General features: G+C 52.7%; 16 protein-coding genes. 8 read left to right on the top strand and 8 right to left on the bottom strand.

Annotated elements, in window-relative coordinates:
* Positions 1–330: 330 nt before the first annotated feature.
* Positions 331–1,728 (bottom strand): MBL fold metallo-hydrolase, encoded by a 1,398-nt coding sequence (locus tag SH287x_RS09195; RefSeq protein ID WP_479518406.1) that lies wholly within the window; start codon positions 1,726–1,728, stop codon positions 331–333.
* A gap of 329 nt (positions 1,729–2,057) precedes the next feature.
* On the opposite strand from SH287x_RS09195, the gene rsfS reads away from it, so the two are divergent.
* Together rsfS and argS are read left to right on the top strand one after the other, a co-directional pair.
* Positions 2,058–2,492, top strand: a complete 435-nt coding sequence (rsfS, locus tag SH287x_RS09190; RefSeq protein WP_479518405.1) for a ribosome silencing factor — start codon at positions 2,058–2,060, stop codon at positions 2,490–2,492.
* Positions 2,493–2,705: 213 nt separating this feature from the next.
* A complete protein-coding gene (argS, locus tag SH287x_RS09185; RefSeq protein WP_479518404.1) occupies positions 2,706–4,688 on the top strand; it encodes an arginine--tRNA ligase in 1,983 nt (660 codons plus the stop codon).
* A gap of 402 nt (positions 4,689–5,090) precedes the next feature.
* Here the strand turns inward: argS and SH287x_RS09180 are convergent, their stop codons facing one another.
* The 4 genes from SH287x_RS09180 to SH287x_RS09165 form a co-directional block, all read right to left on the bottom strand.
* The gene (locus SH287x_RS09180; RefSeq protein WP_479518403.1) at positions 5,091–6,182 is read right to left on the bottom strand and encodes a hypothetical protein; all 1,092 of its coding nucleotides are present in this window, start codon (positions 6,180–6,182) and stop codon (positions 5,091–5,093) included.
* 53 nt (positions 6,183–6,235) lie between these two features.
* Entirely contained in the window at positions 6,236–7,000 is a 765-nt protein-coding gene (locus tag SH287x_RS09175) for a hypothetical protein (RefSeq protein ID WP_479518402.1), read from the bottom strand.
* Positions 6,997–7,560 carry an RNA polymerase sigma factor gene (locus SH287x_RS09170; RefSeq protein WP_479518401.1) on the bottom strand — a complete coding sequence of 188 codons (564 nt, stop codon included), beginning with the start codon at positions 7,558–7,560 and terminating at the stop codon, positions 6,997–6,999. The genes SH287x_RS09175 and SH287x_RS09170 overlap by 4 nt, the downstream gene beginning before the upstream one ends.
* A gap of 135 nt (positions 7,561–7,695) precedes the next feature.
* Positions 7,696–8,871, bottom strand: coding sequence for a XylR family transcriptional regulator (locus tag SH287x_RS09165; RefSeq protein ID WP_479518400.1), 1,176 nt, complete (start codon positions 8,869–8,871; stop codon positions 7,696–7,698).
* 707 nt (positions 8,872–9,578) lie between these two features.
* Here SH287x_RS09165 and SH287x_RS09160 point away from each other — a divergent pair.
* The 6 genes from SH287x_RS09160 to SH287x_RS09135 all read left to right on the top strand — a co-directional run bounded on the left by SH287x_RS09160 (position 9,579) and on the right by SH287x_RS09135 (position 18,751).
* Positions 9,579–12,239 carry a PSD1 and planctomycete cytochrome C domain-containing protein gene (locus tag SH287x_RS09160; protein WP_479518399.1) on the top strand — a complete coding sequence of 887 codons (2,661 nt, stop codon included), beginning with the start codon at positions 9,579–9,581 and terminating at the stop codon, positions 12,237–12,239.
* Between the two features lie 118 nt (positions 12,240–12,357).
* Positions 12,358–13,824 carry a DUF1501 domain-containing protein gene (locus SH287x_RS09155; RefSeq protein WP_479518398.1) on the top strand — a complete coding sequence of 489 codons (1,467 nt, stop codon included), beginning with the start codon at positions 12,358–12,360 and terminating at the stop codon, positions 13,822–13,824.
* 189 nt (positions 13,825–14,013) lie between these two features.
* On the top strand, positions 14,014–14,946 hold the full coding sequence (locus SH287x_RS09150) for an aryl-sulfate sulfotransferase (protein WP_479518397.1): 933 nt from the start codon (positions 14,014–14,016) through the stop codon (positions 14,944–14,946).
* A 121-nt stretch (positions 14,947–15,067) separates the two neighbouring features.
* The gene (locus SH287x_RS09145) at positions 15,068–16,171 is read left to right on the top strand and encodes a sugar-binding protein (protein ID WP_479518396.1); all 1,104 of its coding nucleotides are present in this window, start codon (positions 15,068–15,070) and stop codon (positions 16,169–16,171) included.
* A 4-nt stretch (positions 16,172–16,175) separates the two neighbouring features.
* Positions 16,176–17,780 carry a sugar ABC transporter ATP-binding protein gene (locus SH287x_RS09140; protein WP_479518395.1) on the top strand — a complete coding sequence of 535 codons (1,605 nt, stop codon included), beginning with the start codon at positions 16,176–16,178 and terminating at the stop codon, positions 17,778–17,780.
* Positions 17,777–18,751, top strand: coding sequence for an ABC transporter permease (locus SH287x_RS09135; RefSeq protein WP_479518394.1), 975 nt, complete (start codon positions 17,777–17,779; stop codon positions 18,749–18,751). Before SH287x_RS09140 ends, SH287x_RS09135 begins: the two co-directional genes overlap by 4 nt.
* Before the next feature lie 143 nt (positions 18,752–18,894).
* Here the strand turns inward: SH287x_RS09135 and SH287x_RS09130 are convergent, their stop codons facing one another.
* From SH287x_RS09130 to SH287x_RS09120, 3 genes are all read right to left on the bottom strand, one after another.
* Positions 18,895–19,869, bottom strand: coding sequence for an aldo/keto reductase (locus tag SH287x_RS09130; protein WP_479518393.1), 975 nt, complete (start codon positions 19,867–19,869; stop codon positions 18,895–18,897).
* Positions 19,870–19,952: 83 nt separating this feature from the next.
* A complete protein-coding gene (locus SH287x_RS09125) occupies positions 19,953–20,399 on the bottom strand; it encodes an RbsD/FucU family protein (RefSeq protein WP_479518392.1) in 447 nt (148 codons plus the stop codon).
* Positions 20,400–20,713: 314 nt separating this feature from the next.
* Positions 20,714–21,199, bottom strand: a complete 486-nt coding sequence (locus SH287x_RS09120) for a YaiI/YqxD family protein (RefSeq protein WP_479518391.1) — start codon at positions 21,197–21,199, stop codon at positions 20,714–20,716.
* Between the last annotated feature and the right edge of the window lie 1,235 nt (positions 21,200–22,434).

The following is a 22,434-nucleotide window of genomic DNA, read 5'->3' as shown; positions in this document are numbered from 1 at the left end:
CCGCTATTGACTTGCACTGAGAGGGTTTTAGACGGTATCTGGGGTGGGTTGTTGAGTTATGAATGAGGTTTGCCTTGCCAGAATTCTGGATACGACTCATGTGTTGTCCAGTCTAAAACTCGTAGCGTGCCTCGACTAAAGTTGTGGGTGTAGGCTGTTGTTTTATAGCTGTTTTTCGATTGAATCAATAAATTAGAAACCACATTACTAACCGAGGTTAAACACTCGTGCCTTGTCACGGCTTTGTCTTTGGGTTTCATGCGTAGTAGTGTCCTCCGTTGTCGGACTTGACTACCTGTTCAACCCCGCTTTTAAGCATTTGGCAATACACTAGAACTGAATAACCTGACCTCGTTGAGGAACAATGGGAGGTTCATCGCTGGCATGTTCCAGAAGTTTGGCGGTGGATTGAGCCGCTGCTTCTTCACTGTGAACCACGACGGCTTGGCCACAACCGCCCCGCTTGGCCAGTTCTTCAAACCACCATGTGAAATCGCTGGCATCTGCATGGGCCGAAAGTCCTGCCAGGGTTTCAATCTCGGCTCGTATTGGAATGAGTTTGTTCAACACCATCACACTGGGACGACGTTCCTGAATCCGGCGTCCTAATGTGTGTTGTGCCTGAAAACCCATGAGCAGCACGGTGTTTTTCTCATCGCCCAGGGCGTGTTTGAGGTGATGCACCACACGGCCGCTTTCGCACATTCCACTGGAAGCCACGACTACAAATGGCCCTTCACGATGATTCAGCGAGGCGCTCTCCTGAGGCGTCCGAATGAATTGGAGGCCCGGGAAACTAAAGGGGTTTTCGTCCGTCTGCCGGATGCGCTGGAGTTGCACATCCATCTCGTGCTGGTGTCGCAAATAGATCGTCGTCAGTTCACGCGAGAGTGGACTATCTACAAACATGGGGATCGGAGGCAATTTCCCCTGATTATATAGATCATTGAGATAATAGAGGATGTTCTGCGTTCGCCCGAGTGCGAAAGCCGGAATGATCAACCGCCCGCCTCTGGCTGCTGTCTGGTGAATGATTCGTCCTAATTCCTGCTGCTGGGCACTGGCATCGGGATGAATCCGGTTGCCGTAAGTTCCTTCGGTAATCAACAGATCGCATCGTCCGGTCAATTGGGGATCGCGCAGAATTGGCAGCCCGCGACGTCCCAGATCTCCTGTGAAAACGACTCGCTTCCACTCACCCGCTTCTTCCAGATCCAGCTCGGTGATCGCGGATCCCAGGATATGGCCGGCTTCAAGAAACTTGACGCGCACATCCTTTCCGATCTGCTCCTGCTGATTGTAAGGAATTGTTTCCAGCAGTTTGCAGGTCTCACGCGCGTCATCTTCCGTGTAGAGTGGTTCCACGGCTTTTGCAGCGGCAGGGGGCAAATGACGCCGCAAATACTGCGCATCCTCCCCCTGGATTTTTGCGGCATCACGCAGCATGACCTCTGCAATTTCAGCGGTGGGTGGCGTACAGAAAATAGGCCCGCGAAAACCGGCTTTAAACAGTCCCGGAAGATTGCCGCAGTGATCAATATGAGCGTGCGACAAGATTACTGCGTCCACTTCTTTTGGACGACAGTTGAAGTGCAGGTTTTTCTCACGGGATTCGGTTCGGTGCCCCTGGAATAACCCGCAATCCAGAAGGATGCGACGAGAAGCCGTTTCAATGAGGTGCTGGCTTCCTGTGACTTCACCGGCAGCTCCAAAAACGGTCAATTTCATGATGAAGACTTTACCACAAGAGGGATATTCATGTTGTCGTCGGTTAATCGTGATGGATAAGCCTTGGTGCGGTCAATCGAATCCCGAACCTTTGTACGATCCCGCTGTCACTTCTGTGCTCTGGTGCAGTTGATTGGGGCTGGGTCGATTGGCCCTGGAATCTGGTGTCCGGGAGATCGTCGCACAGAGTAACTTGCATCATGCTGTAAGATCAGCGACGATAGAGGTTTGGAACGTTTCCGCCCCGTGTTCTTCATTTGAGAAGCCTGAGGGGAATTGTGAGGACGTTCGTTGAGCGTTTTCACTGTCTATCTCGATGAGCAAGTTGCATGTCACCTACTAAAACCTATGACGAAACCACTTATCAGCAGCAGCTTGCCATTCAGCAGCAAGATTCGCTTCGTAACGCCTGTCATTGCGCCCGGCTCTCAGAAGAATTCCGCTGCAAAGACACAGTGGTGCTTGATCTGACAAAAATCACACCCATTGCGGATTATTTTGTTATCACCACCGCCACCAACCTGCGTCAGACTGCGGCACTCATCGAAGAGGTTCGCAAGATCTTCAAGCAGCGGAACCAGGCCCTTCCCGCGCTCGAAGGGGGAGAAAGCCAGACATGGATGCTGCAGGACTTTGGAACTGTGGTGTTGCATGTCTTCGTGACGGAAGCCCGAGAACTTTACGACCTCGAAGGGTTGTGGGCTGACGCAGCCCGGGTCGATTGGAAGAAACTGCTTTCCAGCGGGGCAGTGCAAATCGCCTAAGATGGGCAATTGTCTTTTGCTGGCGCGGCTGCGAAGCTTTTCAAATGAATTACCATTTCCATTGCTTCAGCGAAGCGACGATGCTTGAAAAATAGACGAGTCGGGGAGGGCACTCGGTCTTGTGCCTCTCCCTGTTGTGTCTCATTTAAGAGCACTTGCGTCGCTGTTCATTGAGAGTACCTTGTCTCTGATAGTTCCAGGAGAGATTTTCCCGTGAACCTGCTTCAACTTCTTCGGCGACGACTGCACGAGGCCCTTGTTCCTTTAACTTCGGAACCAGAAGCTTATGTGGATCTGCTTCGCCCGGCGGGTGACACAAAGTTTGGTGACTTTCAGGCCAATTGCGCCATGCCGCTGCAAAAATCGCTGGGAAAGCCCTCACGGGAGATCGCCCAACTGATTGTCGATGGGCTTAAAGTGGATGATCTCTGCGAAGATCCGGAAATTGCCGGGCCGGGGTTCATTAATCTCAAAATGAAAGAAAGCTGGCTCACAGCCGAAGCGACCAAGTCAGCGAACGATTCTTATCTCGGGATTGATCTCGTTGTTAAGCCGCGACACTACATTGTCGATTTCTCATCTCCCAATGTCGCGAAGCCTATGCACGTGGGGCACCTGCGCAGCACGGTGATCGGCCATTCGCTTTACCGAATTCTTAAGCGATTGGGGCACCATGTTCAGAGTGACAATCATATCGGCGACTGGGGAACCCAGTTTGGTATGATTATCTATGGTTACAAGCACTTTCGAGATGAAGAACGCTTTGCCAAACAACCGGTCGCAGAATTAGCCAGACTCTACCGACTCGTTAATCAACTCTCTACATACCACAACCTGAAAAAAACGCTGCCAGCATTGCTAAAGCAGGTTGAGATTGCCACAGAATCTCTCAGCCAAGCGCGGGCACAATTAACGGCGGCAATTGCTAACGGAGTCAAAAAATCTCCTGAGTTACAGCAGCTTGTCAAAAAAGGAGAAGCCGATTTAAAAGCTGCCAATGAAGACGTCGAGTCGGCCAAGAAGAAAATCGCTGTCGTCGAAAGTGATTCTCACCTTTCAACTCTCGCTAATCAGCATCTCAGGATTGCCGAAGAGGCGCGGTTGGAAACAGCCAAACTGCATGCTGGCGATACCGAAAATCTGGCGTTATGGAACCAGTTTCTTCCTGATTGCTTACAAGCTCTCGAAGGGATGTATGCCCGATTCGGACTCACGTTTGATATGACTTTGGGTGAAAGCTGGTATAACCCCATGCTTCCCGGAGTGCTGGAAAAGCTGAACGAAGCTGGCCTGCTAACTAAAAGTCAGGGCGCGCAGTGTGTCTTTATTGAAGGCAATGAAGCTCCATTTATCGTTCAGAAAAGTGACGGCGCCTTCACCTATGCCACAACAGATCTGGCCACGATTCAATACCGTGTCGAATCTCTTAAGGCGGATTCGATTCTCTATGTGGTTGATAGTCGTCAGGGGGAACATTTCGACCTGTTATTCGCTACAGTCAGAAAGCTGGGCTATGACCAGGTCGAAATGAAGCACGTCAAGTTCGGCACGATCCTGGGTGAAGACAAACGTCCTTTTCAGACGCGATCCGGAGACACGGTTGGGCTGGAGAGTTTAATCGATGAGGCGATTTCCCAAGCTCGCGAGATAGTCGATGCCAGTGACAATTCCAAGCCAACGGGAGCAGAGCTTGATGACGCGACACGGCAAGCTGTGGCAGAAATTGTCGGGATTGGCGGGATTATTTACGCCGATCTGCATCATAGCCGGGAAAGTGACTACACTTTCAGTTACGAAAAAATGCTGGCCACCAAGGGAGATACTGCGACCTATATGCAGTATGTCTATGCCCGGGTTAACGGGATTTTCCGTAAAGGTGGCATCGATATCAATGAATTGCGTTCGGCGGGGCACACCTTAAATCTGGCACAGCCCGCAGAGCGAATGCTGGCTTTGCAATTACTGCGATTTGGCGAGGCCCTGCATGATGTGGCCGTGGATTACCGTCCTAACATTCTGACTCAATACCTTTATGAAACCGCGAATCGTTTCAGTACGTTCTTTGAAGCCTGCCCGGTGCTGAAAGAAACCGATGACTCGATCCGTAACAGCCGGCTTCTTCTCTGTGATTGGACGGCCCGCGTCATGAAAGAAGGTCTTGATCTTCTGGGGATTCATGTCGCGGAAAAGATGTGATACTTCACCAGATTTAACGGTGCATTGCGTGCCATGCTTGCGGCTTTGAGCAAGTATAATTTACATATCTCGTGCACACCGTTGATTTCGGGATAGCGTATCATACGAATCGCAACTTGATATATCGCGTTGATCATCTCAAAATCATGCTTGCCGAAAAGTTGCAAGCATGGCACGCAGTTGCCAGGGTGGTGGTTTTTTTTAGGTTGTAGAAAATGCGGTTGGCGAGTCAGTAGGTTGGGTTGCAAAGACACGGGTAGAGTTGGTGCATTGCGCTTCGCTTCATGCACCCTACGTGATACATATGAATCTCATAACTCTTGATCTGTGGCTCATCATCTGGCCATCAAACCCTTCTCTCTTGTGAGAGAAGGGTTTGATGGCTATCCGGCAGACTTTTGGCTAATCGGCTTTCGATTGTGACTTGACGAGAGCTTCAACAGCATCTTTAAGGCTTTGAACGTCTCGTCGTAGAGCTTCCTGCTGAACTTTCAGAGCTTCAATGTCGCTGGAAGGGATCGTTGTTGCTTTAGGAACTGCTGGAACTGCTTGGGCTGTCGCGGAATGCGGCCAATTGCGTTCCTTTTGAATACGCATTGCGGCATCTTGTGCTGCTTTCATCTGCTTCTGGTGGTCTATGCGTGCTTTGATCAGAGCTTCATCGGCCTTGACTCTTTCCTGATGCGCTTTGACATGATCGGCGTAGATTTGTGCCACATTCTCACCAGGCAACCCGGGTTGAATCCCCAGATTCAGATTGGCTGAGGGCTGTACCATCCGATTGATCGTTTGTGGCCCCGCCAGATGGTTGAACAATCCTTTGATATGCACTTGAATTTCGGGGGGTAAGGTGCTGGCTTCCTGCTCGGTCACTTCCCATCTGCTGTCGCCGCGTGTGACGACCAGCTTGCCAGGTTCTTTACCAACCTTCGTAAAGTTGACCGAGATATTATCGGGGAACGCTGGCTGTGCCGTAGTCACAAAGACAGGGCCGACCATGCGTAGCATGCCTTGTGCTCTCCCTTCACCGACACCATGTCCAAACAGCACACGACCACCTTCTGTTTTGTCAGAGGCATTGACGCTGATACCACCATTTTCGGCAGTGGTCACGGTGATATAAATCGGCTGATGAGTTTCTCCTGCCGGCGGTGCAGAAGCATCAGGCCGGCTCTCGATCACGCCCTTTTTTTCCGCCGTATCCCCGGCAGAAGCCGCCTTTAATTGGCTCTTGCTGATTCTCTGGGAATGGGCAGTTTCTTTGAGAGATTTTTCGGGCGCTGGGGATTGTTCTTTCGTTGAATCCTGGTGCTCTTTCTCTGTTTCTTTTACCGTTTCTTTTTCAGTCGCCTCTGATGTCGCTGCGACATTTTTTTCAGAAGCTAAGGTCACGGTTAATGTTCCCTTTTCACTTCCTTTCGCGGAAGAGGTTTGAAGAGCACCGCATGTCAGCATGCCGGCGATCAGCAGGAGAGGCAACGAATCTTTCACCATCAGATCAATCCTTGTTATCAAAAGAAAAACTTAAGCATCCTTGCCCCTGGGCGCTATTCGTGCGTCTCTCGGGCGACCATCACCAAATCACGTACGGGCATCAATCCTCGACGGCCGTCGGCCAGGTTGACCTCGATCCATTGATCACGTTTCACAACATCCCACTGATGGGGATCCAATGCTGATTGCAGCTTTCCCGTGAGATTCTGCTCGTCACTCCAGGAAGTGTTTTCCCACTCTTTCAACTGACTGAAATCAGGTGTTTCAATGACGCTGACCACCATGGGTTCAGTCGTTTCGTTTCCTTCAGCGAACATGACCTGGACTTCATTTGCCAAAGGGGCCTCAAGGTCGTCTTCATGCCGATCAACAGCCTCTGGCCAGTTATTGACCATGCTCCGCGACGCGTCATCAATGAGAGGTTCAGCAAATGACTGATGGGCTGCTAACTGCAATGACGTCGGGTCGGCCTGAGTCCTGGATGACAACCAACCACAACCAAACGAGAGCAGCATCAATGCTGCGGCGGCCAGCAACATGCGGCCCTGGATTTGGCGGATTGGCTTGATCGCAGGACTCAGCGTTTTCACGTTATCTGGGCCGTTGCTGTGGCTGGAGAAAATAGGCGTTTTTGTGATAACCCCTGCTTGAATGGCCCGCGCGATCACACGATCTTCCAGGAGCGCCAGGGCAATGGTTCGCCATTCGTCATTTGTTTCAATCGATGCCAGAAATTGCCGCTCTTCGGCGATGGTCAATTCGTTATCGATCAATCTTTCGAGCAGCTCATCGCCCGAATTGTCGGTTATTAAATTCATTGGGCAGCCTCAGCCAAAACATGATTGGCCAGGAGTGCACGAAGCTTGCTCCTGGCACGATGGATCCGGGTCGCAACTTGTGGTTCAGTCAGCCCCACATGCAATGAAATCTCCGCATAGCTCCATCCCTGGGTGTATTTCAGAACCAGGAGTTCACTGTCTTTAGGAAGGAGTCGACTCATGGCGACCTGCACCAGTTTTTGTCGCTCCTGGGCAATTAATAGTCCTAAAGGATCAGGGAATTTTTCTGTCCCTGAAGTTTGCCGCTCATCCGTCAAACGATCCATCATGCGTCGTCGGCGGCCATGCTGACGGCGATGGCGCAAGGCGGTTCGCACAGCGACAGTGTGTAGCCAGGCGGGTTTCAACGCTTCAAGGGAAGACTGTTGAACCGCTTTGATTACCGCGAGTGCAAGTTCCTGAAACAACTCTGCGACCGCTGCCGGTTCTCCCGAGCGAACAGAAAGAACCTGGCACAGCCAGCGCTCGTGAAGCGAAAGAGTTCGCCTCACATGCTCAGCCACGCCTGCCTCGCTCTCGTTTCTGGAAGTCGTTGCCATCCGTGAATTGATCCCAAGTGATACTGAAGATGGTCATCTTGACCTGTCTTTCGTTATCACTGTTACCGCTCACAGAAAAAACTTGCAGACAATTTGGTCGGCAGCGCCGGTTTCCGGAAAAATGCGGCCCGGCGATCAGGTTCGTTTTCCTTGCCTGAGGACAGCGTCTTTGCGATAGGTGCCGGGGGTCATGCCGACCACCCGTTTGAAAACGACACTCAGGTATTCGGCATGTTGAAACCCGCTGAGTTCTGCAATCCGGCTAAGAGGAAGTTCCGTCTCTTCCAGCAGTTGCTTAACGCGTTTCAGTTGAACCTGCCGGATCTCTTCTTGAGGCGAGCGTCCCAGATGTTTGCGAAAGCGTCGCTCGAGCACGCTGCGGGAAGCGTTCACGCGGGCCAGAATCTGATCTACTGTCAGATCATGGCAGGCGCCTTCACGAATGATTTTCAATGAGCTGGCGACCAGTGGGTCATCCACAGCCAGAATGTCGGTCGATTGCCGGGTCACAATCCCGATCGGAGGAACGTACAACGATTCGGTTGGCCAAGGCTCGCCGGCCATCATCCGATCCAGCATGGCGGCAGCTTCAAATCCAATGCGTTCCGGATTTGGAACCACGCTGGATAAAGGCGGGTCACATAATTCACACAAGATTTCATCGTTATCCACACCGATCACCGCCACTGCTTCAGGAACCGGCAAATGAACCTGGCGGCAGGCATCCAGCACATGATGCCCACGCATGTCGTTGGCCGCCATAATCCCGACCGGCTTGGGAAGACGATTTAACCAGCTGATAATTTCCAGCTGCTGCTGTGCCCATGTTTCACTGGAGGGAGATTGCCAGCGGGATTCAAAAACATGGAACGATGTACTCCCCGCCACCGCTTCGGCAAAGCCATCCCGACGTTCGGTTGACCATTGATGATCGGAAAATCCACAGTAGGCAAAATGTCGGAAGCCACGCTCTCGCAAATGGGCAGCAGCCATTTCCCCCACCGCCCGATGGTGCGTGTAAATATGTGGTAAGTCTTTATGGAGCCGAAAATCGGTCATGTCGACCGTAGGGATCCGGCGGCTGAGGAGTGACTGGGCCAGCTCAGGGGTGGTTGAGCGGCTGATGATCCCGTCCATCTCCGCACTTTCCAGCCATTCGGGGGGCTTGGCCATTAGCTCGTGCAGATCGAGATACATTGACCATGGCTGGTTCGCAACGAGATATCGCGAGATGCCTCTTAAGACAGATCGTCCATAGGCCAGCGATGTTTCAATCACCAGTGCCACGCGTTTGCGAGAATTCGATTTCAAAATCCCTCTCCCATCCGCTCAAAACGGGGGTGATGGTTGTCATTTGTTTCGTGAGCTTGGGGAGCCACTTGCTCATTTTGTCTGCTGACCATCCCATAAAACGGAATGGTTCTCAAGATTCAGGATTTCTCATTCCTCTCACCAGACTTTTTTCACGGGTTTCTGTGCAAAAAAACTCACATGGGGTGTCTGGTCGTAACCCATTTTGTGGCAATTTCTTGCAGCGTAATTCCTGTTGTCAGAATCACGGGTGGCACTGGGAGACTTACTGACATCGCAACCAAACTTAATAAATTGACTTTGATTCTCATTGTCCTGCCGAGTGCCTCAGGTCAATAATCAGTGGAGGTGAATATGTTCCTGTGATCTGACTTGGGTTGGCGACTCACAAAGTTGAACGAGTCCCAAGTCAGCATGAAACAGAGACTATTTTGCGTTTGGATGTTTGTGCAAAAGACTTTTGAGGTTTGGACTGTGGAGTTCGTATTAGTGGATTTCGTATTAAAAGATTTGCCATTATGGAGATGTGGCTGCTTGAGGTGAAATGGCAAGAGCCATCATCGAAGAGAGTCCTGAAGACCTTCCCCCCTGTTTTTGATTTCCCCAGCGTCGACATGTGACGAATTTCCGAGGGCAAACCTGTTCAGCATTTGCCTTAAAGTGTTCGTTACTCAGTTGGTTTCTGTTGGTTAAAGAGACACCTACCCATGCAGTTCCGCCGTCCCCCTGCATCAGAGATCGTTTCGCCAGAGCCTGAGGCTGTTCCCGCAGTCGCTCAGAAGCAAAGGTCGAAGTTGTGGCTCGCAGGGGCTGTTCTCGGCCTGTTGGCTGTTGGTGCGATGGGAGGGCTGCTGATGCCGCCTTCCTCGTTGACGCCTGAAGCCCGCGCCGATGAGACTCAACCTTCGCAAGAGAGCGAGTCGGTTCAGACTCAGCAATTTTCTGACAATGATCTGGCGTTTTTCCAGGAGAAGATCTCGCCAATCTTTGCCAGGAGTTGCAATGAATGTCATGGGTTAGGCTCGAAGTTTCGTGGTGGATTCTCTTTGGCCAGTCGTGATCATCTTCTTAAAGGAGGGGAAAGTGGCCCAAGTGTCGATCTGGAAAAGCCCGAATCAAGCCTGTTGATCGATGCGATTAACTTTCAAACCTATGAAATGCCACCATCGGGGAAGCTCCCCGCTGACCAGATTGCCCTGGTTCTCGAATGGGTCAAACGTGGCGCTCCGATGCCGGCTCCCAAAGAACCGATCGTAATGCCTGTCCATGAGGGGCCACCGCAGGTCAATGCCGAGACAAAAGCCCACTGGGCCTTCCGTCCGGTCTCGAATCCTCAGCCGGTGACAAGCAAGTTTGATTCTCTTGCCAGGAACGATGTTGATCGATTTCTGTTCACAAAAATGGAAGCGGCCGGGTTGGATCCCGTGGGGCCTGCGGAAAAGCGTGCCTTAATTCGCCGGCTCTATTTCGATGTCATTGGTTTGCCACCCACACCAACTCAAGTGGAGGCCTTTGTTCAAAACAACTCTCCCGAGGCCTTCAGCCAGGTTGTTGACGAACTGCTGGAGTCGCCACAATACGGCGAGAAATGGGGCCGCTTCTGGCTCGATCTGGTGCGATATGCCGAAACCAACAGCTTTGAGCGCGATAACCCCAAGCCGAACGCCTGGAAGTATCGTGACTATGTGATTGACGCATTCAACAAAGATAAACCTTACGACCGTTTTTTGATTGAACAACTGGCTGGAGATGAACTTCCCGACAAAACACGTGAGTCAATCATTGCCACCGGTTTTTATCGGCTCAATGCCTGGGATGACGAACCCGCTGATCAACGACAGGCATTTTATGACGAAATGGATGACATCGTCTCCACGACCGGCCAGGTCATGCTGGGGATGACGATTGGCTGTGCCCGCTGTCATGATCACAAACTCGACCCGATGCCACAAAAAGACTATTTCGGCATGTTGGCTTTCATGGCTGACGTTCAGTCTTATGCCAATCGTGGCGACCAGATGAACTCCCGTTGGAGTCAGATGGACGTCAGCAGTCCAGAAGTGATCGCTGCCCATGCAGAGCGAGACGATTCATTGCGGAAGCTTGAACGCCAGATGCATGATATTGAGCAAGCCGCAATTCTTAAAATGAAGGGGGAAGATCAGCGCAAGACCGAAGGGAATGAACGCAAAAAAGTTCTTCGGGAAAAGCTGAAAAGCCACCTGAATGCCAGTGAATATGCCCACTACCAGGATCTGAAGGCTCAGCACGAGCAACTCAAGAAGAAAGAGATGCCGCCTCGTGACATGGTGCTGTCGGTCAACAATTGCCAGATGCCACCGCGTGTGACACCTCTGATGATTCGTGGTAACCCCGCGACGCCGGGTGATCCCGTGGAACCTCAGTTCCTCTCCGTCATCTCGGACGGCATTCCGCAGATGCCAGCCATTGTCCCCGGTCAGAAAACTTCGGGCCGACGACTGGTGCTGGCCAACTGGATTGCATCAAAAGAGAATCCTCTGACCGCTCGAGTCATGGTGAACCGTCTCTGGCAAATGCATTTTGGTCGCGGGATTGTGAAATCATCCAGCAATTTTGGACTCAAGGGAGATCTGCCCACTCATCCAGAATTGCTCGATTGGTTGACCATGCGATTCATCGAAGGAGGCTTCCGGATGAAGCCCATCCATCGATTGATTCTCAATTCCTATGCGTGGCAGATGTCGTCCCGGCCAACGGCGGAACAACTCGCTGCTGATCCACAGAATGATCTCTACACCCACTTTGAAATGCGACGACTCTCCGCCGAAGAAGTGCGTGATGGCCTGCTGGCAATCACCACCCAGCTTAATCTGCAAACGGGCGGCCCCAGCGTTTATACCGCCATGGCAAAAGAAGTTCTGGCCGGACAATCCAACCCTGGACAGGGGTGGGGTCAATCGTCTCCTGAGCAGCAGAATCGCCGGAGTGTCTATATCCATGTGAAACGCTCGCTGCTTGTCCCGACACTTTCCAGCCTGGATTTTCCTGATCCAGATGCCACCTGCCCGATTCGTTTTGCTACCACACAACCAACACAGGCTTTGACCAGCCTGAATAGCGCTTTCTACAACCAGCAGGCTCGTGAGCTGGCCAGCCGCATTCGGAAAGAATTGCAAGTCGATGACTGGTCAGACAAATCCTTGGAACGTTGCGTGATTCATGGGCTGACTCTGTCCATGGGGCGTCCACCGACGACAGACGAAGTGGCCCGTGGGGTGAAGTTGATTACCTCGCTCCGTGATCAAAGACAGGTTTCCCCTGAACAGGCTCTGGAGCATTTTTGTCTCGTCGCCATCAATCTCAATGAGTTTGTCTATCTCGACTAAAACCGCTGTTTTCAACTCAGATCAAGCCTGAAATCCACCGCACAGCACCTACAGCATCGCACAGCTTCGCATCGCGGTTCACTGCATTCAATGAAATCCGACAGTCGGAGGAAACTTCATGACAGCCCCCATTCGCAACTTCTGTGGCCGTACTCGTCGGGAATTTCTCTGGCAGGCCGGTGCGGGATTTTCTGCTCTGGCGATGACCGACCTGTTGGAAAAGGATGGCTTCTTTGCCAAACAGGCTGTTGGTGCAGATGGCGTGACGCCTTTTGTGAACCCGCTCGCTCCTAAAGAACCGCACCATACGCCGAAGGCTAAAAGTGTGATCTTCCTCTTTATGTACGGCGGCCCCAGCCAGGTCGATACGTTCGACTACAAACCCAAGCTTTACGGCCTCGATGGCAAGACTATTACCGTGAAGACCAAGGGACGCGGCGGTGCCCGGAATGAAGGCCGCATCGTCGGGCCAAAATGGAACTTCAAAAAATACGGCGAATCAGGCCAATGGGTGTCCGATCTCTTCCCCAACCTTGCCGAATGTGTGGACGATATCGCGTTTCTGAAATCGATGACTGCCGAAGCCCCTGTGCATGGTTCAGCCATGTTGCAAATGAACTCGGGGAAGATCCAAAGCGGTTACCCTTGCCTGGGTTCCTGGGTCAACTATGGTCTGGGAACGGTTAATGAGAACCTGCCCGGCTTCGTGGTAATGCTTGATCACTCTGGCGGGCCGATCAGCGGTGCCAAAAACTGGTCAAGCGGCTTTATGCCCGCCAGTTATCAGGCGACGGTCATGCGCTCGAAAGGCCCAGCGATTCTGGATCTCGTTCCCCCTGAGCACATCACCGATGACGTTCAGCGACAACTCATCGGCACCATCAACGAATATAATCAGGAACATCAGGCCACTCGCGGAGAGAACTCCAATCTCGCAGCACGTATTGCCAGCTTTGAACTGGCTTACAAGATGCAAACTACGGCTCCTGAAGCGACCGATTTCTCGCAGGAAACACAAGACACTCTGAAGTCATATGGGATGGATAATCCTCAAACCGAATACTTCGGTCGTCAATGCCTGATGGCTCGTCGATTGGTGGAACGTGGAGTGCGATTTATTCAGGTCTATGCGGGTGGCAATCACAATGACGCAAACTGGGACGCCCATGGCGATCTGGTCAAGAATCATACGCTGCACGCAGGTCGCACTGACAAGCCGATCTCCGGTCTTCTCAAGGATTTGAAAGCCCGCGGCTTGTTGGACGACACATTGGTTGTGTGGGGTGGCGAATTCGGTCGACAGCCGATTGCCGAATACAAGGAAGGAACCGGTCGCGACCACAACGTGGCGGGCTTCACCATGTGGTGTGCGGGTGGCGGCATCAAGGGTGGCATGAGCGTGGGAGAAACCGACGAACTGGGCAACGAAGCCGTCTCAGACCGTTTTCATGTGAAGCATCTCCACGCCACAATTCTCCATCAATTGGGTCTCGATCCAAACCGTCTTTCGTTCTTCTATGGTGGTCTTGACCAGAAGCTCGTGGGGGTTGAAGGAGCCGAGCCAATCAAGCAAATCATCGCATAGTGTCGTGTCACGGTTATGCTTTGGATTAGATGCTGCCCAACGTTGCCATGGTTGCCATCTGAGGGGTGATATTCGTCAGGTCAGGTGATCATGTCCGATCCTGGAATATCGAATTTCTTTTCTGTCTCTTGTCTCGATGCCATTCGCCACTCTGAATTTCCACAACGAACTCACCGCAAGGCACACTCCATGCTTCGCCCGACTCTGCACCGCTGGTTCGCCGTGTTGGCAATGGTGCTCTCCTGTCCTCATTTGCTGGTTGCCGCAGAACACCCCACACAAACGGGAACACCCCGCAGTTACATTGCGGCGGATTACTCGAAGAAGACGCTGGCGCATGTCGGAGCAGACAATGCCGACGTCTGGAAAAAAACGATCCGCGACGTCCATGACCTCCAGATTCTGCCCAATGGTCATCTCCTGACGCAGATCAACTTTCAAACGGTGGTCGAATTAAACGGTCAGGGGGAAACCGTCTGGAGTTATGATGCCAAGTCGTCTCCCGGCAACGCTGACCGACGGGTCGAGGTCCATGCGTTTCAAAGGTTGCCCGACGGTTCGACAATGATCGTCGAAAGTGGGCCTGCCCGGATTCTGGAAGTCGATCGTGCCGGAAAAATGCTCAAGGAGATCCCTCTGGTCGTCAACAACCGGGATGTCCATCGCGACAGCCGGCTCGCTCGCAAGTTGGAGAATGGCCACTACCTCGTCTGTCATGAAAAAGATCAGACCGTGCGGGAATACGACGCCTCTGGCAAAGTCGTCTGGGATTATTCCACGGGGACGGCTCTCTATTCTGCAGAGCGATTACCGAATGGAAATACGCTCATTGGCACTGGCAATGGGCACAGCGTCATTGAAGTGACACCTGCCAAAGAAATTGCCTGGTCAGTCACTGAGAATGAACTTCCAAAAATCAAATTGGGCTGGGTCACTATGGTTGAGCGACTCCCTGATGGCAACACGTTGATCGTCAATTGCCATGGTGGAGATGATCAGCCTCATGCCTTGATCGTGACGCCTGATAAACAGGTGGTCTGGACGCTCAAGGATCATGTGCGGTTCGGAAACAATCTGCCGGTTTTGAAGCTCGTCAGCGACGTCACAGCCACCACGCGTTAAAGAATACCAATCTGTTGTTGCAATCTGACGTTATCAATAGTCAGATACGAAGCAGCAGCCGTTCATCATCGCACCGGCAGTGGAAATCCCATCACGCCGTTCCTTCTTTGAAGTTGTCAACATGTCACATCTCGGGTCTTATTCTTTGAGCCATCCACTGACTCGTCAATTGGGCGGGCTTCTCGTCGCTTGCGGCCTCTTCTTCGCCAGCGGTTGCGAATCGAAGCCTGCGGGAACATCAGGTGCAGGCAAGCCGATCAAGTTTGCTTATGTCACCAATGGCGTGGCCGAGTTCTGGAATGTGGCAGAAGCCGGTGTCCGGCAGGCAGAAAAAGATCTGATTGCTGCTGGCAAGAATGTCAAAGTCGAAGTTCGTCATCCGCCTGATGGCGTGGTTGATCAGAAACGGATGGTTCAGGAACTGTTGACCGTTGGTGTCGATGGGATGTCGATCTCGCCCATCGATCCGGGAAATCAGGGCGATCTTCTGGCGGAAATTGCCAAGGAGACCATTTTCATCACGAACGACTCAGATGCTCCCCAAAGCGATCGGCTTGTTTACATCGGCTTGGATAACTACATCGCGGGACGTCAATGTGGCGAGATGATCAAGGAAGCGCTACCCGATGGAGCGAAAGTCATGATCTTTGTGGGACGCCTGGGGCAACTCAATGCCAAGCAGCGCCGTCAGGGAATTATTGACGAACTGCTGGATCGTTCCGTTGATCCCGAGCGTTACGACGAACCTGGAAAAGAGATTACCGGCGGGAAATACACCATTCTCGACACGCGGACCGATGACTTTGACCTCGTGAAAGCCAAGGCTCTCGCTCAAGACGCCATCACTCGCTATCAAGACTTAAACTGCATGGTCGGGCTGTTTGCTTACAATCCTCCCAAGCTGATCGACGCCGTTAAGGATGCCGGGATGGTTGGGAAAATTCAGATTCTCGGCTTCGACGAAGATGACGGCACACTCCAGGGAATCCGTGATGGCGTGATGTATGGCAGCTGTGTGCAAAACCCTTATCAGTATGGCTATCAGTCCATCATGATGCTCGACAAGATCAAGGCCGGTGATAAGTCCGGCATTCCCGAAAACAAATTCATTAACATCCCGGCTCGTAAAATCACCAAAGCCAATGTGGATGAATTCTGGAAGGAACTCAATCAGCTGCTTCTTGGCAAACCCGTAGCCGCCAGCCAGCCAGTGGAAGGCAAGTAATGCCATGGTCAGCCAGCTGACATCATCATCACTATCTCCGGCAGCGACCACACCCGCGGTGGTAAAGACTGGCCACGCACCAGAAACCATAGCTTCGGGCAGAGTGCGTGGTGAATTCCCACTTCTTGCAGCAGAAGGAATCGTCAAGGAATTCCCAGGCTGTAAAGCTCTTGCCGGGGTCAGTGTCTCGTTTGAACCGGGCGAAATTGTCGCCATTCTTGGTGAAAACGGCGCAGGCAAAAGCACGCTGATGAAGATCCTCGCGGGTGTCCAGCCACAAGACAGCGGCGAACTGCGGGTCGATGGTGAAGTGATGGCATTTCGCGAGGTCAGCGACGCGATGAACCGGGGCATCGTCCTGATTCATCAGGAGTTAAACCTGGCCGAAAACCTGGATGTGGGGGCCAACATTTTTCTGGGGCGAGAACCCACACGCTTTGGCATGATCGACCGGGCAACCATTCGCCAACGATCCCGAGAACTGCTCAATCGCGTTGGCCTGGCATGCTCGCCCGATACCATTCTGGGTGACCTTTCGACAGGCCAACAGCAACTGGTTGAGATCGCGAAAGCCCTCTCCATCAGTGCGCGCGTTCTCATCATGGATGAACCGACAGCCAGCCTCTCGCACCACGAAACCCAATTGCTTTACGAGGTGGTTCGCAAGTTAAAATCTGAAGGGGTCTGCGTGATTTACATCTCGCACCGCCTCAGCGAAATTATTGAGCTGGCAGATCGCGTGGTGGTATTGCGCGATGGCCAGTATGTCGGCCAGATACCTCGGTGCGAACTTTCGCGTGAGAAGATGGTCTCCATGATGATCGGCCGCGCGCTGACCACCGGAGCCGAACGCACCTCACATGCACCTGGGCCGGAAGTCTTTCGTGCGGAAGGCATCGTTACCGAAGCGTTTCCAAAGGCGGCCAGCACGTTCAAACTGCACGCGGGTGAAATGGTGGGCATGGCCGGGTTGGTCGGGGCAGGGCGGACAGAACTGCTGCGGGCCATTTTTGGCATTGATCGGCCACTGGCAGGAAAAGTGATCATTTCCGGTCAACCCACGCCGCTTCACTCGCCTCGTGAAGCGATGCAGGCTGGCGTGGCACTGGTTCCCGAAGATCGCAAAGGAGAAGGTCTAATTCTGGAAATGCCCGTCAGGCACAACCACACACTGGCCACATTGGGCCGAACAGCGACCGGCGGCATTTTCATCAATCGCAAACGGGAGACAGCCGATAGCCAGCAGATGATTTCCTCTCTCCGCACGAAAACAGCCACCGATTTATTGGCCGTGCAGTTTCTTTCAGGAGGGAATCAACAAAAAGTTGTGCTGGGCAAATGGCTCCTTTCCCAACCCAAAGTCTTACTGCTGGATGAACCGACCCGTGGTGTCGATGTCGGGGCCAAGCAGGAAATTTATCGGATCATGGAAGAACTGGCCGCCACGGGGTTGGCAATCCTGTTTGTCTCTAGTGATCTGGAAGAAGTCATTCGCATGTCTGACCGCACCCTGGTCATGCACGAGGGACAAATTGCGGGTGAACTCCAACGACAACAACTAAGTGAATCCGCCATTATGGCTCTGGCAACCGGGGGAAGCCTCGCATGAAGCGAATACTGGGAATTCTCGGCCTGCTCATTGCTGTCATCATCGTGACACGCATGGCCGAACCCGCCTTTCTGAATCCCCGAAACGTCTCCAATGTCACGCAATGGTCAGCCTATTTTGCCATTCTGAGCATTGGGGCCATGTTCGTGATTATCACCGGCGGAATCGATCTCTCAATCGGCTCCGTCGTGGGACTGGTGGGGTGTCTTCTACCCTTCCTCGTGGTGAGGTACCACTGGAACCCCGGTATTGCCATCCCTTTTGTCATCGGTGTCGCGGCACTGATCGGCATACTCCATGGCTTGCTGATTACTCAGGCCAAACTACAGCCGTTTGTGGTGACGCTCTGTGGACTATTAATTTACCGCGGACTGGCACGCTGGATTACGGGCGACGCCAATCAGGGCTTTGGTAACAAGTTCGATTCTTTACTGGAAATCTCTCGCTATAAAATCCCTCTCTTCGGGGATTATCAATTACCGATCCCCGTCGTCTATATGGCGATTATTGCGATTGTTGCAGCCGTGTTTTTGAACCAGACCGTCTGGGGACGCTATCTCTATGCCATTGGCCGTAATGAACAAGCCGCCCGCTTCAGTGGCATTAATACCAATCAGATGAAGCTGCTGGCGTATATGATCTGTTCCACAATTGCTGGCATTGGCGGTGTTCTGCTGGCGTTTGATGTGAATTCCATGCAGCCCATCTCGCACGGTAATTCCTACGAGCTATATGCCATTGCGGCGGCAGTGTTGGGCGGTTGCAGCCTGCGGGGTGGTGAAGGTTCTGTCGCGGGTGTCGTCATTGGTGCCGTCTTGCTACGAACTCTCTACAATGCCAACAACATGCTGGGAATCCCCACAACGCTTGAATTCGTCACCATTGGCTCAGTCTTACTGTTAGGTGTGCTGGCGGACGAAGGCGTCAAGTGGTACGCCCATCGCCGAAAACTGGTAAAGTCAGCTGCTTAAAGAACACTTCCTCTCCCGCTTGCGGGCCGGGGTGAGGGCCGATGAACCAGCTGTGTTTTTCAAAGCCAATGCCAATCCACTCATCCGGCCTACGGCCACCTTCTCCCTCGAGGGAGAAGGGTTTGAGCGTTTTCGGACAGACTCTAAGTGGCGACAAATTCGCCATTAACAAATCGTGTTTGAGCTGGCTCGTTATTTTCTGGCTTTCCTTCCACATGTGCCCAGTTATGAATGGGTTTAAGGATGGCAAGAATCTCTGACAACAGCGTCTCATCAATCGGTTCATCCGCCCAGCGGCACCATTCCGAGACTCGAGCCGGGTTTGCAGTCCCGGCAATGCAGGTCGTCATGTCTTCATTGTGAATCGAAAACTGCAGCGCCAGCTTTGCCAGATCAGTTCCCCGTTCACGACAGTGGGCCGCGGCCTTTGCCGCAACTTCCCGGACTTGTGGTGTGGCTTTATGCCAGACAGGCAAAGGGTCATTGCAAAGCAGTCGAGCGGCAAAGGGAGCCGCATTTTCAATCCCCACACCTCGTTCCTTGAGGTAAGGAACCATCTCCCCATAGCTGGTGTTCTGAAGTGTGTAATGGTTATACGACAGCACAACATCCAGCGGCGTTTCTTTGAGCACTCGCGTGATATTCATCAGCGGATAACCACTAATCCCGATGAATCTCACCTTGCCTGACTGCTGAACTTGACGCAGTGCGGGAATCGTCTCGTCGATGATCTGCTGGATGTCTACAAACTCAATATCGTGGCAGATCATGATGTCAATATGATCGGTGCCCAGACGATGCAGGCTGACGTCAACACTCTCCTGAACCCGTTTCGCCGAGAAATCAAAGTGGTTCGCGTCGTATCGCCCCAGTTTGGTTTGCAAGATGTAGGAATCGCGAGGAACGTCTTTGAAAAGAAGACCCAGTAACACTTCCGACATCCCACGGCCATAAAACGGAGCCGTATCGATGAAGTTCATTCCTTCATCGAGCGCGACACGGACAGCCTGCATGGCCTCGTTGATATCGACTTTGCGAAACTCCTGGCCCAAAGACGAGGCCCCAAAACCAATCACTGGCAGTTTGAGTCCCGTTTTTCCCAATTCACGATACTGCATGCTTCCACCCGCTATCTCGATAAACATTTGCCGGTAAATCGGAGTTTTTCTTTTGCGAATTCAATGTAGGAAATGAGGGAGTGTCAAGCTTCTCGCACACCCACTTCCAGCAACAGATTGGCCCAGAGCGCTGTATCCGCCGTCTGAATTGTGAGGACATGATCCCGCGAAATCACAGCCTCATAGAAATCCCATTTAGAGATCGAAGTCAGCGGAATCGACTGCCCGGCATCACTGATGGTCGCGGAAAATTCTTTCCACACAGGAGGGTCACCAGCCATGGCATAAGGGTCATCCGACGGTATTCCCATCGTGTGAATATGATTGATCGGCACCGTGGAGAGGATCGCAGCCAGCACCTGATTGACCGTCACTATTCCCGGAGAGAGATTCAGCGAAACCAGCTTGGCGTTTGGCCCCATTGTCGTTGAAGCGGGATAGTTTCCGTCGGCAATCACTATTTTTGCATGATGTCCCGCACGGGCCAGAACACTCAGAATCTCGGGATGGATGAGCGTTGTCTTCAGCATGTGGCAAAACTCGGAAAAGAGATCAAGGAAGTCTAGGCGCAGCGTCAATGGCTCTGCATCATGCCACGATTGATTCAATAAATCGAGACTGCGAATGACCAAGAGCCTGTCCGAAAACACTCCGTCTCCCGCTTGCGAGTGAGGCTGGGGTGAGGGGGATTTAACCATCCGCCTTACTGAAAGCCATCAACAACCCCTCATCGAGAGCCACAGACTCTCCCTCATCCTGTCTGCGGCCACCTGCCCCCTCAGAGAGAAAGATCAGAGAGAAAGAGTTGAGATTTTCCGACAGACTCTGAGTCTCGGGAAGGATGTTAGCTCTTTTTTAGAGCCGCCTCCTTGGCGATCCGTTTCAACTCGCGGGTGAGGAGTTGGTCGAGAGACTGGGCAAAACGCTGTTTGTCCTTGCCACCATACGGGGCCGGCCCGCCGGAAATCAGTCCGGACTGCCGTAATTGATCGTTGAGATCACGAGCTGCCCGACGTTCGCCCACGGTTTCTTCTGTGCAGAAGTAGCCATGAAAGTCGATGACGAAAACCCGTTTGGCAATGAGGTCAGACATCAGAGGGACATCACCGGTAATGGTCAGATCACCAGGGGTGGAATGCTCCACAATATAACGATCCGCAACATCCGGCCCGCCGGGAACAACAATCAGTTTGATCCACGAATTTCCGCTGGGGATCCACATGCTGGCATTGGCCACGACGGTGGTCTCCAGTTGCAATCGACTGGATGTTTTGTAAACCAGTTCTTTGGCTTCACGGGGACAGGCATCCCCATCAATCCAGATCTTCATGACACACCCTGTGGGAACTTGATTTCTGATTTGGCAGGCTAACGAACAGCAGCAGGCCACTGAGCCTACAGGCACGTTCAACATCCTGCCAGAACACGGCCCTATAACATGGCTCTGTACCACGGCACTGTAGGCTGGAGTCAGTCACGTAGGGGGCATGAAGCGAAGCGCAATGCACCAACTCATACGCATTTCAATTTGACAAGAAAAGTCCACGACCGATCAGGGCCGCGCAGAGAGTCGCCGTCACGAAGTTTCCTTCGTGAGAACCACGCTTGCGAACTTAAGCACCTGTCCCACCAGTTTTGCTTTTCCTGAGAATCACGGGGATCCAATTGTTGTCGGAAGCCGTTGTGAAGCTCAGAAAATGACCTGACATTCAAGAGAATCATCTCGGCGGCAGGGAATCACTCCGTTGCCGCTGACAATCCTTTGGGCCAACAAGTCAGAAAACCAGTAGGATTCTCGAATTCGAGTTGAGAGCGCCACAGGCCTCTCAAGCTGGCAGCATCTTGCGACACCGCCGGCACAACACGGCCCTGATCAAGCCGCTGACGAGGGTCATCTTCCGGATCGCAGGCTGGCCCATTGATGGCCCTCACCGACGAGGCGCGCCCAGCGAATCCCCTCTAACCTAACCCCCCTTGTTGCGCAGCGTCATGTAGGATGAGCACGTAGGGAGCATGAAGCGCAGCGCAATGCACCAACTCCCCCGTGCCTTTGCAAACCGACCCGCCTATTCGCCAACCGCCTATCGACAACCCAACAAGCACCACCACCCTGGCGGCATAAGACCCATATGTAGATCAACAACTGACCCTCATACGCCGCCCCAAACTCCGCAAGAGGACGCAACGGGGCCGCGAATCTTTAGCCCACGTCCCGGCCGATAGGCCCAAACCCCGCAAGGAGCTGGCGGCGTAAGACCCATACGTAGATCAATAACCGGCCCTCATACGCCGCCCCAAAGCCCGCAAGGGCAGCATCAATTCTTCCCGTGTCTGAGGATGAAGCCGAGGACGTTTCGGCCAGGTGTTTGCTCCGTTGTGTTTGCTCAGTGGAGACTGCCGTTAATATCAATCAGGCATTGCCAGCCAGCGTCAAGGGAGTGAGCAACCTTAAGGGTTTGTCATGACCTGACGATGCGTTCATTCTTTCTGAAGTCTCTCGCGGCCAGTGACGAAACTTTCCCCATCGTCATTTTACAGCCATGGTAGAGTTGCTAACACGCCATA

The sequence above is a fragment of the Planctopirus sp. SH287 genome, assembly GCF_056500625.1.
The sequence above is the reverse complement of the archived record's forward strand: the minus strand, read 5'-3'. Positions and strand labels throughout refer to the sequence as shown.